The sequence below is a fragment of the Actinoallomurus liliacearum genome (assembly GCF_039542035.1).
Classification (GTDB): domain Bacteria; phylum Actinomycetota; class Actinomycetes; order Streptosporangiales; family Streptosporangiaceae; genus Actinoallomurus; species Actinoallomurus liliacearum.
The window spans coordinates 87,687-100,086 of record NZ_BAABHJ010000040.1 but is presented as its reverse complement, the minus strand read 5'-3'; the positions used below and the strand labels follow the sequence as shown (position 1 = coordinate 100,086).

The 12,400-nt window shown below is 69.7% G+C and carries 11 protein-coding genes and 1 pseudogene; 6 read left to right on the top strand and 6 right to left on the bottom strand.

Features of this window, described 5'->3' with window-relative positions; translation table 11 throughout:
• Window positions 1-85 precede the first annotated feature (85 nt).
• Window positions 86-760 (bottom strand): response regulator, encoded by a 675-nt coding sequence (locus ABD978_RS38920; protein WP_345365847.1) that lies wholly within the window; start codon window positions 758-760, stop codon window positions 86-88.
• A 316-nt stretch (window positions 761-1,076) separates the two neighbouring features.
• On the opposite strand from ABD978_RS38920, the gene ABD978_RS38915 reads away from it, so the two are divergent.
• Entirely contained in the window at window positions 1,077-2,279 is a 1,203-nt protein-coding gene (locus ABD978_RS38915; protein WP_345365845.1) for a serine hydrolase domain-containing protein, read from the top strand.
• A 36-nt stretch (window positions 2,280-2,315) separates the two neighbouring features.
• Here ABD978_RS38915 and ABD978_RS38910 read toward each other — a convergent pair.
• Window positions 2,316-2,798: pseudogene (locus tag ABD978_RS38910) on the bottom strand (zinc-binding dehydrogenase); the annotation flags it as partial.
• A 212-nt stretch (window positions 2,799-3,010) separates the two neighbouring features.
• Between ABD978_RS38910 and ABD978_RS38905 the strand changes: the two are divergent.
• The gene (locus ABD978_RS38905) at window positions 3,011-3,409 is read left to right on the top strand and encodes a VOC family protein (RefSeq protein ID WP_345365843.1); all 399 of its coding nucleotides are present in this window, start codon (window positions 3,011-3,013) and stop codon (window positions 3,407-3,409) included.
• A gap of 511 nt (window positions 3,410-3,920) precedes the next feature.
• Window positions 3,921-5,813, top strand: a complete 1,893-nt coding sequence (locus ABD978_RS38900) for a substrate-binding domain-containing protein (RefSeq protein WP_345365841.1) — start codon at window positions 3,921-3,923, stop codon at window positions 5,811-5,813.
• Window positions 5,814-5,827: 14 nt separating this feature from the next.
• Here ABD978_RS38900 and ABD978_RS38895 read toward each other — a convergent pair whose 3' ends face one another.
• The 3 genes from ABD978_RS38895 to ABD978_RS38885 form a co-directional block, all read right to left on the bottom strand.
• Window positions 5,828-6,493 carry a TMEM175 family protein gene (locus ABD978_RS38895; protein ID WP_345365839.1) on the bottom strand — a complete coding sequence of 222 codons (666 nt, stop codon included), beginning with the start codon at window positions 6,491-6,493 and terminating at the stop codon, window positions 5,828-5,830.
• A 302-nt stretch (window positions 6,494-6,795) separates the two neighbouring features.
• Window positions 6,796-7,272, bottom strand: coding sequence for a GNAT family N-acetyltransferase (locus ABD978_RS38890; RefSeq protein ID WP_345365837.1), 477 nt, complete (start codon window positions 7,270-7,272; stop codon window positions 6,796-6,798).
• A 185-nt stretch (window positions 7,273-7,457) separates the two neighbouring features.
• Complete coding sequence (locus tag ABD978_RS38885; RefSeq protein WP_486303916.1) at window positions 7,458-8,321, bottom strand: NsdA family TPR-like regulatory protein; 864 nt, start codon at window positions 8,319-8,321, stop codon at window positions 7,458-7,460.
• Between the two features lie 259 nt (window positions 8,322-8,580).
• Between ABD978_RS38885 and ABD978_RS38880 the strand changes: the two genes are divergently transcribed.
• Together ABD978_RS38880 and ABD978_RS38875 are read left to right on the top strand one after the other, a co-directional pair.
• Window positions 8,581-8,820, top strand: a complete 240-nt coding sequence (locus ABD978_RS38880; protein ID WP_345365833.1) for a hypothetical protein — start codon at window positions 8,581-8,583, stop codon at window positions 8,818-8,820.
• Between the two features lie 28 nt (window positions 8,821-8,848).
• Complete coding sequence (locus ABD978_RS38875) at window positions 8,849-9,274, top strand: ATP-binding protein (protein WP_345365830.1); 426 nt, start codon at window positions 8,849-8,851, stop codon at window positions 9,272-9,274.
• Window positions 9,275-9,353: 79 nt separating this feature from the next.
• On the opposite strand, the gene ABD978_RS38870 is transcribed toward ABD978_RS38875, so the two are convergent.
• Complete coding sequence (locus ABD978_RS38870; RefSeq protein WP_345365829.1) at window positions 9,354-10,481, bottom strand: sensor histidine kinase; 1,128 nt, start codon at window positions 10,479-10,481, stop codon at window positions 9,354-9,356.
• Window positions 10,482-10,652: 171 nt separating this feature from the next.
• Between ABD978_RS38870 and ABD978_RS38865 the strand changes: the two genes are divergently transcribed.
• On the top strand, window positions 10,653-12,392 hold the full coding sequence (locus ABD978_RS38865; protein ID WP_345365827.1) for a fatty acyl-AMP ligase: 1,740 nt from the start codon (window positions 10,653-10,655) through the stop codon (window positions 12,390-12,392).
• Window positions 12,393-12,400 lie beyond the last annotated feature (8 nt).

Here is a 12,400-nt window from a genome sequence, read left to right as displayed (position 1 = left end):
CCCGCGCGGTAGACCCTCCTCCGAAAGAAGGAGAGGTCAGCCGAGCCAGAAGGGAGCGTGGCGGTCCGCCCCCGGGCCGGGCGGGTCAGCCGAGCCAGCCGGGCCGCACCAGACCGGACTCGTAGGCCAGGACGACGAGTTGTGCCCGGTCGCGGGCGCGCAGCTTCGTCAGGACCCGGCTCACGTGGGTCTTCGCGGTCGCCGGGCTGACGACCAGCCGCTCGGCGATCTCGTCGTTGGACAGCCCGGACGCGACGAGTCCGAGGACCTCGCGCTCGCGGTCGGTCAGGGCGTTCAGCTCGACGGACGGCGGCGGCTCCTTGATGCGCGCGGCGAACTCCGCGATCAGACGGCGGGTCACCGACGGGGCGAGCAGCGCGTCGCCGCGGGCCGCGACGCGTACGGCGTGGATCAGCTCGGTCGGCTCGGTGTCCTTCACCATGAAGCCGCTGGCCCCGGCCTTGAGCGCGCCGTAGACGTAGTCGTCCAGGTCGAACGTCGTCAGGATCACGACCTTGACGTCCCGGAGGCGTTCGTCGGCGACGATCCGCCGGGTGGCCTCCAGCCCGTCGAGGACGGGCATCCGGATGTCCATCAGGACGACGTCGGGCCGCTCGGCCGCCGCGAGCCGTACCGCCTCGGATCCGTCACCGGCCTCGGCGATCACGCTGATGTCGTCCTCGTGGTCGAGGATCGAGCGGAACCCGGCCCGTACGAGCGTCTGGTCGTCGGCCAGGACGACCCTGATGGGGGAGCGCACGCGCCCCATCATCACACCGACGGGCCGGGCGCGGGTTCCTGCTCATGACCCTGATCGTTTCCGCCGTCCGGCCAGGGGCGGTCGGACGATCCGGGGGCTGCCGGGAATCTGCAGGTCCGCGCCGCGGGAGGTGACCCGGACCGGGTCGGCCGGCCCGCCGCGCGGCCGGCCGCACCCTGATGGACCACGGCTGAGTCCCTAGGGGACACCGGGGTCTGTGCGGCACTTGAGGAGGAGCGAGGGTTGGGTCTTGCGGGTGACTCGTGCCTGGTCAAGGACGCCTTAGCGTGAAGTTGATCAAGACTGAGGAGAAGAGATGCCCAGGTACGCCCGAATGGTCGGCGCGACGTTCGCCGCTGCGGCGGCACTGACGATGAGCACGTACGGATCGGCGAGCGCGGCGCAGACCACCGGCTCCACCACCGGGGCCGCGCGGGCCGGCGCCGCCGTGTCGGCAGCGGCGCCGTACGCCGATGTGCGCGGGATCCTGCAGCGGTTGACCACCGCCGACGGGGCGCCGGGAGCGCTGGCCGTGGTGAGTGACGCGCGCGGCCGGACGGTGATGACGAGCGGCGTCGCGGACACCGGCACCCACGCGCCGATCGCCGGCGACAGCCGGTTTCGCATCGGCAGCATGACGAAGACGTTCGTCGCCACCGTGGTGCTGCAACTCGTCGGTGAGCACAGAGTGGAGCTCGACGCACCGGTCGAGCGGTACCTGCCCGGCGTGATCAGGGGAAACGGGAACGACGGCCGTGACATCACGGTGCGGCAGCTCCTCCAGCACACCAGCGGCGTGCCGAACTATCTGGAGTACCTGTCCCTGCAGCAGATCCTGGACGATCCCCTCGCCCACCACGACCCGCAGGAACTCGTGGACATCGCCCTCGCCCACCCGCCGCTGTTCTCGCCCGGGACCGACTGGAAGTACTCCAACACCAACTACCTGCTGGCCGGAATGCTCATCGAGAAGGTCACCGGCCACCCCTACGGCCAGGAGATCGACCGGCGCATCATCCGCCGGCTCGGCCTGCGCGACACCTCCGTTCCCGGCGACGAGACGGGCATCCCCGGCACGCACCCACGGGGATACGTCAAGCCCGGACCCTCCGGCCTCCTCGACGTGACCGAGTTCAACCCCTCGATCGCCGGCGCCTCCGGAGCGATGATCTCCAGCGGAGCCGACCTCGACCGGTTCCTCGGCGCACTGGTGAAGGGGCGTCTGCTGCGCCCGGCGGAGCTGCGGGCCATGATGACCACCCGGCCGACCGGCGACTCGTCCGGGCGCGCCTACGGCCTGGGCCTGCAGAGCATGCCGCTGCCCTGCGGCGGCCTGTACTGGGGACACGACGGTGACATCGTCGGGTTCAAGACGATGGGCGGTGTCACCCCCGACGGCCGAGCGGTGACCGTGATGGCGAATCTCGACCCGGGCGGCAGCAACGCCCAAAGCACCGACATGCACACCGCCGTCACCACGGCCCTGTGCGAATCCCGCCCGGGCGACGGCGTGTCCTGAGGCGGGTCGACGGTGCGTGCATCCACCGGGGTCCCCTCACGGAGGGGACCCCGGTGGCTCGCGGGTCAGGCGGCGGGCTTGAGGACGACCGGCGACGAGATCGTTCATCGTCACCTCGGGGTGCTCGTCGCCCTGGGGTTCGTGCGCCTGCCAGCCCACGCACTCGCAGCCCTTGTCGGCGCCCTCCCCGCCGGTCAGCTCCAGCACCTGCTCGACGGGTGAGCCCTTGCGGGGGTCGACCGGGATCGCGCCGATCTTCTCGGCGAGCGCGAGCCGGTCGCTCTGGTGGTCGACGACCATGACCCTGCTCGCGCCGATGAGCTGCGCGGAGTACGCCGCCATCAGGCCGACCGGACCGGCGCCGTAGACGACCACGGAGTCACCGGGCGCGCCGCCGGCGAAGCCGGGGTTGACCGACAGGCAGAAGGCGGTGAACCCGCGCTCGCAGTTCTTGCAGAACCCGCAGGCGATGTTGAACGGCAGGCACACCCGGTCGCCCACCCTGACCCGGTCGACCCTTCTTCGAACCGCGGTAGACGACTGCCTTCACGTGGACGCTCCCTCCATCGATGCTCAGAGGTCTCTGAGCGCGCCTACCCGGACAGTCACCCTCAAACTTCGCGGCATGTCACACATGTCACGGAAAGGTCCCGGCGAATACCGGGCGGCTTCTGTCCGGTATTCGCTCTACCGTCGCATCATCACAGGTCAGAACCCACTGGGAGCGTGCCATGCACTTCGCTTCGATCCGCGTCATCACCGAGGACGTCGCCCGGCTCGTCGAGTTCTACGAGAAGGCCACGGGCCAGGCGGCCAAGCGGTCCACGGACGACTTCGCCGAGATCATCACCCCGGCCGGGACGCTCGCCATCGCGAGCACCCGCACGGTGCAGGGGCTCGGCGCGAACGCGCCCCGGCCGGCGGCCGACCAGAGCGTGATCATCGAGTTCCGCGTCGAGGACGTCGACGCGGAGTACGAGAACCTCCGGCGGTTCGAGGTCGACTTCGTGACCGAGCCCGTCACTCAGCCCTGGGGCAACCGGTCACTGCTGTTCCGCGACCCCGACGGCAACCTGGTCAACTTCTTCGCGCCCGCCACCCCGGACGCCCTGAAGCGCTACGAGCGGTAGGGCGGCTGCCGGCGTAATTACTCGGTGAAGCCGCCGGAATCAGCTCCGTATCGGGAGGAACCCACCCGGCGGCGCGCCCCTTTCCCGAGTGTTATGCCTCGTCACTCAGCGCTGATTATTCCTTTAGCCCGTTTTGCCACACTTGTACCAGGCGCTACAGTTCCGCGTCGTATCTCCGACGGTCGAGATGAGGACAGTCGTGCGCGGAAACCGCCGCAAGAGGCCGGGTCGTGGCGGTATGTCGGAATATGTGGGGTTCGAGGAATCGACACCGGTCGGCGGTGAGGCGCCTCACGACCGTGACACGTCCACCTCACCGCCTGCGGACGGGTACGGAGCGCCGAGCAGCGACCACGCGCCTGTAAGCGACCGGCGGAACGAGCCGTACGACCAGGCGCCCACAGGCGGACCTCGCAGCGGGGGGCCTGCCGACTGGCTTCCGTACGCCCCGGTGACTCCCTCGTATCCCGCTGAGAATGACGACGGTGGGCCCCCTGCGACGCCCTCGGAGGTGACTCGCCCCGACCTGTTCGGGCACGACGACGCCGCCGGCGGCGTCGAGCGCTCCACCACAGGACCCCGCGAGCGCCCGGCGGTCTCCGCCGGGTTGGGCGCGACCGGTGCCGGAATCCGCCCTCCGGATCCCTGGGACATCGGTCCCGGCCACGTGACACACGATCGCGCCGCGCGGCGCCGTAAGATCCGGGCGCTGACCGGTCTGCTCGCGGGGGGCACCGTCGTGGTGCTCCTGGTCGGGGTGGCCGTGTACGCGCTGTCCGGCAAGCCGGAGTGCGGCGGCGGCCCGGTGGCGCTGAACGTCGCTGCGGCGCCGGAGGTCGCACCGGCCATCGTCGAAATCACCCGAGCGTTCAACAAGGAACACCACTCCATCGACGGCAGGTGCGTCCAGGCCGGCGTGCAGGCGGCGGACCCGGCCGGAGTGGCCAGAATGCTCTCCGGCGCGGTCTCGGCACCGGGGACGGCCAGGCCGGATGTCTGGATCCCCGACTCCTCCATCTGGCTCGCCATGGCCCACGTCTCCTCGGGCGCGGCCGAGGGCGGTCCGGCTCCGCTCTCCGTGGCCAGGACACCGGTCGTCGTCGCGACGACGCGCTCGCTCGCCACCGCGATGTCCGGGCAGAAGGTTCCGCTGAGCTGGGAGACGCTGCTCAAGTCGGTGGCGGCGCCCTCCTCCGGTGCCGGTGACAAGGCCGCCGTCTCGGCGAAGTCCGTCCGGCTGCAGATCCTCGACCCGGCGAGTCAGGCGGCCGGCATCGGCACGATCGCCATGACCCGCGTCCTGCTTCAGCGCGACCCGAACGCCCTCCCGATCTTCAGCCGACTCGTCCAGGACGTGCGGAAGAACGTCTCGCCGACCACACAGGCCCTGCTCGCCGGCATGTCCCGGAAGCAGGACGGCAAGGCTCCCGTGCTGATCGCTCCCGAGCAGGCGGTGTGGAAGTACAACCACGCCACGACCGACCCGGCGGCCGTGCTCTATCCCCGCGAGGGCCAGCTCAGCCTCGACTACCCGTTCGCGGTGACCACCGGCGACCGTACCCGCGTCAGCGCCACGGCCCTGCTGGCGCAGGCGATGAACACCGGACAGGCGCGGGCCGCCGTCCAGGCACTCGGTTTCCGCACCCCGGACGGCCGTCCGGGTAAGGACTTCGCCGCCGGCGGGCTGAACACCCAGATCCCGCGGGCGCTGCCGACCCCGTCGGCCGACGACGTGACGCAGACGATGCAGGTATGGAGCAAACTGTCATTGCGCGCCCGCGCGCTGTGCGTTCTCGACGTGTCGGGGTCGATGGCCGAGCCGGTCCGCGGCGGGATGAGCCGCTTGCAGGCGACCGCCAAGATAGGAACCGGCGCACTGGCCACCCTGCCCGACGACACCGATGTCGGCCTGTGGACGTTCTCCACTCGCATGGTCGGCAACCGGGACTATCGCGTCGACGTGCCGATCGGGCCGCTCTCGACCCGGGCGGGATCGAGCACACGCCGTCAGGCGATCCTCGGCGTGCTCGGCCGGGTACGACCGAAGCCGGACGGCGACACCGGTCTGTACGACACCGTGCTCGCGGCGGTCCGCTCGCTGCGGAAAACCTACAAGCAGGGCTATTACAACAACGTCCTCCTGCTCACCGACGGCAAGAACGACGACCCTTCCGGCATCTCCCTCAGCGAACTGCGGCGCGCGCTCGAGAAGGAGAACGATCCCGACAGGCCGATCCCGGTCCTGGCCATCGGCTTCGGCCCGTCCGTCGACATGAAGACGATGCAGAGCATCGCCGAGGAGACCAACGGCGCCGCGTATCACGCGACGGACTCATCGGACGTGCAGCGGATTCTGCAGGAGATAATCGCCCAACGAATCTGCTCCACACAGAAGTGCCGCTGAGTCTTCGCGGCCGCTCAGAGCTGCCGGCGCAGCCGTTCGATCAGCGCGCCCCCGTAGGCGGCGGCGAAGGGGGCGAGCAGCCAGGCGACGGGGATGCCGGGCACCGACCAGGCGAGCGCGCCCATCACCACGAAGAACGCGCCGACCGCCCAGGAGCTGTTCGCGCCACGCCGTACCTGTGCCCGATCCGCGTGCTCGGACAGCACCGGGGTACGGTGCGCGATCTCCTTCAGCGCCCCTTCGCAGATGAGCACCGCGGCCTCCGACAATGCGAACACGCAGATCGCCAGCGGGTTGTCGAAGGCCTCTCCGATCAGTGCCGTCGGGAACGGCAGGAAGGCGACGAGCAGCAGCAACGGCGCGTGCCAGGCCGTGAACGCGCGATTCAGGCGGACGACCTGGTCCATCAGCACGTGGTGCCTGCGCCAGACGGTCCACAGCAGGACGAAGGCCAGGACGAAGACGAAGAAGGACTCCCATTCATGCGTCAGGAACCGCCAGAGACTCGCGGTGTCCTTCAGCGCCTTGCCCTCGGGACGCTTGATCTCGATCACGAGGAGCGTCATCGCGATCGCGAAGATGGCGTCGGTGAACATCGCCAACCGCTCGGGCGTGTGCCCCGGCGCCGGCGTGCTCTCCGGGGCCGACGGGACCCGTTCGTCGACTTCCCCGATCGTCATCCAAGACCCCCTCGACACAGTGACTGACCATCACTTTCCGGGCGAATCCCGGACAAGCCAGGCTGATCTTAGGTCAGGCCTCACCGTACGAACCTGGGATCGCGGCGTGATCGCTGGCGATCGGTGTGCATAGGGAGCAGCAGGCGCCAGGGATCAAGAACGGGTGGCATGGCACCACACGTCAAGTCGGGCACGGCGTGGACGGGGAAGCCGCCATCGGGGCCGTTCGCGGGGGGTCAGGTTCCGTCGCGGAGATCTATGACGCGGAGCGGGACGAGACCTGCCTCTCCGTCGATTACGACTCAGCGCAACGCTTTCGCCAGTGCACGATTGATGCGAGCGTCGCGGTCCCGGTAAGAGGCGATCGCTTCGTAGCCGACTCCGGAGTAGAGGGCGAGCGCCTCGAGATTGCGGGCGTCGGTTTCGAGGATGGCGCGCGTCGCTCCGGCTTCCTTGGCCGCCTTCTCCAGCTCGGCGAGGATTCGCCGACCGAGGCCGTGCCCGCGGTGGGGCGGCCGGACGTACATCTTTTTGATCTCCGTGACACTGGGTTCGTGGGCCCGCATTCCACCGCAAGCCACAGGAGCTTCCTCGACATAGGCGACGAGGAAAAGACCCTCCGGCGGGGTGAAGGTTTCCGGGTCGGCTTCGGGAGGGTCGGCGAATCCGTACAGCTTGAGTTGCTCGGCGTACAGGGAGCGTACGAGCTGTTCGGCATCAGGGTGATCGTAGGGACGAGGCCGGATGAGAATCCCCTCGGGTCGGATTGCGCGAGTCATGTCTCCATGGTCACGCAGTGCGGAGCGCGGCATCCAATTCCGGAAGCAGGTCGGCGACGTAGGGATTACGGGCACGGCGTCCGAACGCCTGCCGGAGTCCGCGCAAGAGCACACGGCAGCGCCCGGATTGCACTTCCGGCAACCGTGACAGAGCTGCCCGCGTTGCCCTCGTGGCAGTCTCAAGGTCATGGTTCAGCAGATGCGCCTGCACGAGATAGCAGCCATGCCGATTGATACGCGAGCATCCCGACCATGTTGGCCGCGCTCTCCTGAGCGAGTGCGCGAATCCTGGAGTCGGGTGAGTCGGACACCGTACGCGCGGCACGAGTGGCCAGCAGGAGATATCGCTGTCCGGCGCCGTGATCGCCGGCGTCACAGTGCATCCAGCCGGAGAGTTGGGCGAGATCACCTGCGGCGAGGAGCAGTCGATCATGCACGTCCGCGCGACATACGGCGTTGCGCAGGAGATCCAGCACCGCGTGGAGTTCGTTGTCCACATAGCGGAGGCTGAGTGCTCCGCCTCCGGCACGGTCGTCAAGGCGGCGGAGGTCGGCGATATGCCGAGTGATCAGCTCCACGAGCGGCGGCTCGACGTGGTCGGTGCGCAGGCCGCCGATCGGTCGCGGGCGCCCTCGAAAGCCATCAAGCGCCGGGATTATGAGCCGACTCCCCGACGCTGCGACGTATCGGACGGTTCCGTGACCGATCAACTCGTCCATTTGCCGGATCACGTCATCGACCGACCAGGACATTCCTAGATTGTCATCAGTCGATCTCAGCGATGAACTCGCTACCCTGCGGCCAGGCCACAGCGCTTCCGGAGTGACCATCTCGCAAAGTCGAGCCGAGAGAACGTCGGCAGCGATCTGCGGGTACGGCTCATATGGGCAATAGTCGCGTTTCGTCCAGGAGTACGGCGTTGTGGGATGGATTCGTTCGCTAACGCGGCCCCGAGAGTCCAGCCAGGCGCTGATGGCGCGACCTAAGTCGCGAGGTTTCCAGTGCGCTCGCTGCAGGTAGGTGGCGAGAGGGCTGCCAGTCGATGCCATGCCTTACCTCCGGTCACTCATTCACCTAGAAATTTAGGTTGCGTCCTTCCTGTAGTGCAGCGGGTTCACGACATTCACCGGGTGTCGCCAGCCATCACGGTCTTCACGCGTTCGACGACTTCTGCACCTCGACGCGCCGATGTGACCTGAGGGGGCGGAACACGCGAAGCGACGACCTAGCTACAGAGGGGAAGTGAAAAGCGTGCCTAATGGCGAAATACCGTCAAGTCCGGGCGGCAAGCCGATCACCCATCTCACTATGCTCGCCGAGAGACTGCGCGCGGAGGGTTGGTACGCCCGCGTCATGGGCTCCTGCAAGGCCCCGTCCGTACGGGTGGTCAACCCGACGACCCCGCCCTTGAACGATGACATCACCGTCGGGCCGGACGGAGCCGGGCTGTGGTGGTTCCGGTGGTCATTCGGTGTACGGATCGCTCACGTCGACAACCTCGACATCGCGGCCGCCCGCATCATCCAGGTCCTCAGTCCGACCCACTGACACCAGCCACGATCGATGGAGGTCGTACATGGTCACCGACGGCGAGACGCAGGTCCCTTACGAACAGCGGCAGTGGGTGTGCCGATTGGATCAGGACCCCGAAGCCGTGATCACCGCCCGGGCGCTGACGGGCACCGTCCTGGCCGGGTGGGACGCGGATCTCGTCGAAGACGCGATCCTGGTGACCAGCGAGTTGGTGACCAACGCCCTCGCCCACGGCTCGGCCCCCGTAACGCTGGCCATCACGGTACGGACGGAACCCGAGCCCACCGTCATCCTCGACGTCACGGACGCCTCGCCCGTACTCCCCGTGCAGGATCTCCCTGGTGAGGTCGGACACTTCGGCCTGTGGATCGCCGAAGAACTCGCTCGCGTCACCATCCACCCCGGTCCGAACGGCAAGACGGTACGCGCCGAGTTCGTCCTCTTCGATTCACCGGTGGGCCGGCGATAGAGCCGACTCCGTACCGCGGATCCGCTGGCGATCGGTGTGCATAGGGAGCAGCAGGCGCCAGGGATCAAGAACGGGATCGTCAGGCGGGGGCTAGGGGGAGGGTCGCGTGGATCAGGAAGCCGCCGCCGGGGCGGTTGGTCGTCGTCAGGGTGCCGCCGACGGCGGTGGCGCGTTCGCGCATGCCGCGGATGCCGTTGCCCTCGGTGGTGGCGGAGCCGCGCCCGTCGTCGGCGATCTCCACCGTCACCTGGGCCGGGTCGTACCGCACCAGGACGGTCGCGGTCGCCGGGCCGGCGTGGCGTACGGCGTTGGTGAGGGCCTCCTGGACAATGCGGTAGGCGGCCAGGTCGACCGGTGACGGCAGTGGCGCGCGTTCGCCGGAGACGGTGAGGTCGACGGGCAGCCCGGCGTTCTTCGTCTGGGCGATCAGCTCGTCTAGGTGGTCGAGCGACGGCGCGGGGGCGAGCGGCTGCGCCTCGTCGACCTGGCGGAGCACGCCGAGCGTCGTGCGCAGCTCCCGGAGGGTCTCCTTGCTCGCGTCCTTGATGGCGCTCAGCGCGGCGTACGCCTGCTCGGGGTCGCGCCGGTGCAGGGCGGCTCCGGCCTGCACGTTGATCAGCGAGATCTTGTGGGCGAGGACGTCGTGCAGTTCGCGGGCGATGCGCAGCCGTTCCTCGGTGACGTGCCGGCGGGCCTCCTCCTCGCGGGTGCGCTCGGCCTCGGCGACGCGTCGCCGGGCCTCGTTCAGGTACGCCCGGTGGTAGCGCGTCACCTCACCGGCGATGACGACGACCAGCACCCAGGCGAGGACGCCGAGGAACCGCCCGCCGTGCGGCGGCCCGACGGCGAACTCCGCCCAGCCGAACACCGCCAGCCCCGCCGCGGTCCCGACGTACGCGGCGACCCGCTGCCCCTGCGCCGCCGCCAGGTACGAGGCGACCGCGAACGTGAGCATCTCCCCACCGTCGGGGAACGGGCCGATGTAGTAGTACGCGGTCGACACCCCGACGACGGTGACCGCGAGGACCGGCGCCCGGCGACGGATGGCGAGCGCGGCGACACCGACGGCCATCATGGCGTACGCCCGCGGGTGGACGGGGCGGAAGCCCCCGGCGTGCCACACCGTGCTGAAGGCGACGACCGCGCCGACGACCGCGGCGAGCAGGACGTCGGCGCGCTGCCCGCGCGGCAGCCGGGGCTTTCTCACGTCTTGCACCGTAATGCAGCTCGCCCGGTTGTCACCGAGGTGACAAGGACGGGGCGGCGAATGTGGTTCGGGAGGGAAGCAGCGGGTTCGGGCCCTGCGATAGCTTCACGCGGTCACGATGATCACGGGTGGTGTCGGCCTTGCGGCCGTGGCGAGGCAGGGAGTGCGGACATGGCACTGAGCGGTCGTCGTCTCGAACCCGGGTCCCTCGACGAGCCGCTCATCGCGTCGGTGGCCCGCAGGGCGGCCGAGATGCCGTCCGCGCCGGCCCTGACGTTCGTGGACTACGCCGCCGATCCGGCGGGCGAACGCCGCGACCTGACCTGGGGACAGCTGCACCGGCGGGCACGGGCGATCGCCGCCCGGCTGCGCGAGGTCGCCGAACCCGGTGAGCGCGTCGCGCTGCTCATGCCGCAGAGCCTGGAGTACCTCACCACGATGGTCGGCGCGATGTACGCCCGGGTCATCGCCGTGCCGCTGTTCTCCCCGGACCTGCCAGGCCACGCCGAGCGGCTGATCCGCTCGTACGGCGACGCGGACCCGTCCGTGGTCGTGACCGTCGCCTCCGCGCTCCCGCAGGTCGAACGCTTCATCGACGAGCAGAGCGCGCCCCGGCCCAAGGACATCGTGCTCGCCGACACGGTCGACGTCTCGCTCGCCGCCTCCTGGCCGGGCGAGGAGCTCGGCCTGGACGACGTCGCGTACCTGCAGTACACCTCCGGGTCGACCCGCGCGCCGGCCGGCGTGCAGATCACCCACCGGAACATCACCGCCAACGCGCTGCAGGTGTGGACCGGCTACGAGGCGCGGCCACGGGAGACGGTCGGCGTGAGCTGGCTGCCGCTGTTCCACGACATGGGGCTGATCCTGGCGCTGGCCCTGCCGCTGGTGCACGGCAACCACCTCGTTCTGACCGACCCGGTGGCGTTCGTGATGGAGCCGCTGCGCTGGCTGGAGCTGCTGTCCGAGCACGACGACGTGATCACGGCGGGGCCGAACTTCGCGTACGAGTACTGCGCCTCCCGGGTCACCGAGGAGGAGAAGGCCCGGCTGCGGCTCGGCGGCGTACGGGTCGCGCTGAACGGCGCGGAGCCGATCCGGCCGGACACGGTGCGCGGCTTCGCCGCGGCGTTCGGGTCGGCGGGGCTGCGGTCCGAGGCGCAGTCCCCGGGGTACGGCCTGGCCGAGGCCACCGTGTACGTCTCCAGTAAGACGCGCGGCGAGCCGCGGTTCACGGCCTTCGACCGGGTGGCGCTGGCCGAGGGCGAGGCACGGCCCGGCGGCGACACCGTCCTCGTGTCCTGCGGTACGCCGACCGGCCAGCATGTGGCCATCGTCGACCCGGAGTCGCGGGTCGAGCTGCCGGACGGGCGGGTCGGCGAGATCTGGGTCAACGGGCCGAACGTCTCACCCGGCTACTGGCGCAACCCGGACAAGACCGCCGAGGTGTTCGGCGCCGTACTGGAGGACCCGGCCGACGGGCTGCCCGCCGAGGGCTGGCTGCGCACCGGCGACCTCGGCGTCGTCCACGACGGCGAGCTGTACGTCACCGGCCGGATCAAGGACCTCATCATCGTCGACGGCCGCAACCACTATCCACAGGATGTGGAAGTCAGCGCGCAGGAGGCGCACGAGGGGATCAGGCGCGATCACGTGGCGGCGTTCGCGCTCGCGGGCGAGGACGGCGAACGGGTCGTGGTCGTCGCCGAGCGCGGCCGGCGCGGCCAGGGCGTCCCCGTGGAGGACGTCGCCCGCGCCGTACGGAGCGCCGTGAGCGCCGCCCACGAGCTGCGGCTGCACGACTTCGTGCTCGTGGAGCCGGGCGGGGTCCCGCGCACGTCCAGCGGCAAGATCGCCCGCAGCGCCTGCCGCGAGCGGTATCTCGCCGGGACGCTGCCCGTGATCCGGTAGACGAAAGG

Coding starts and splice junctions, on each gene's coding strand:
- ABD978_RS38895 (WP_345365839.1), bottom strand. CDS start 6,493: ATGACGATCGGGGAAGTCGACGAACGGGTCCCGTCGGCCCCGGAGAGC.
- ABD978_RS38890 (WP_345365837.1), bottom strand. CDS start 7,272: ATGACTCGCGCAATCCGACCCGAGGGGATTCTCATCCGGCCTCGTCCC.
- ABD978_RS38880 (WP_345365833.1), top strand. CDS start 8,581: ATGCTCGCCGAGAGACTGCGCGCGGAGGGTTGGTACGCCCGCGTCATG.
- ABD978_RS38865 (WP_345365827.1), top strand. CDS start 10,653: ATGGCACTGAGCGGTCGTCGTCTCGAACCCGGGTCCCTCGACGAGCCG.
- ABD978_RS38875 (WP_345365830.1), top strand. CDS start 8,849: ATGGTCACCGACGGCGAGACGCAGGTCCCTTACGAACAGCGGCAGTGG.
- ABD978_RS38885 (WP_486303916.1), bottom strand. CDS start 8,321: ATGGCATCGACTGGCAGCCCTCTCGCCACCTACCTGCAGCGAGCGCAC.
- ABD978_RS38905 (WP_345365843.1), top strand. CDS start 3,011: ATGCACTTCGCTTCGATCCGCGTCATCACCGAGGACGTCGCCCGGCTC.
- ABD978_RS38915 (WP_345365845.1), top strand. CDS start 1,077: ATGCCCAGGTACGCCCGAATGGTCGGCGCGACGTTCGCCGCTGCGGCG.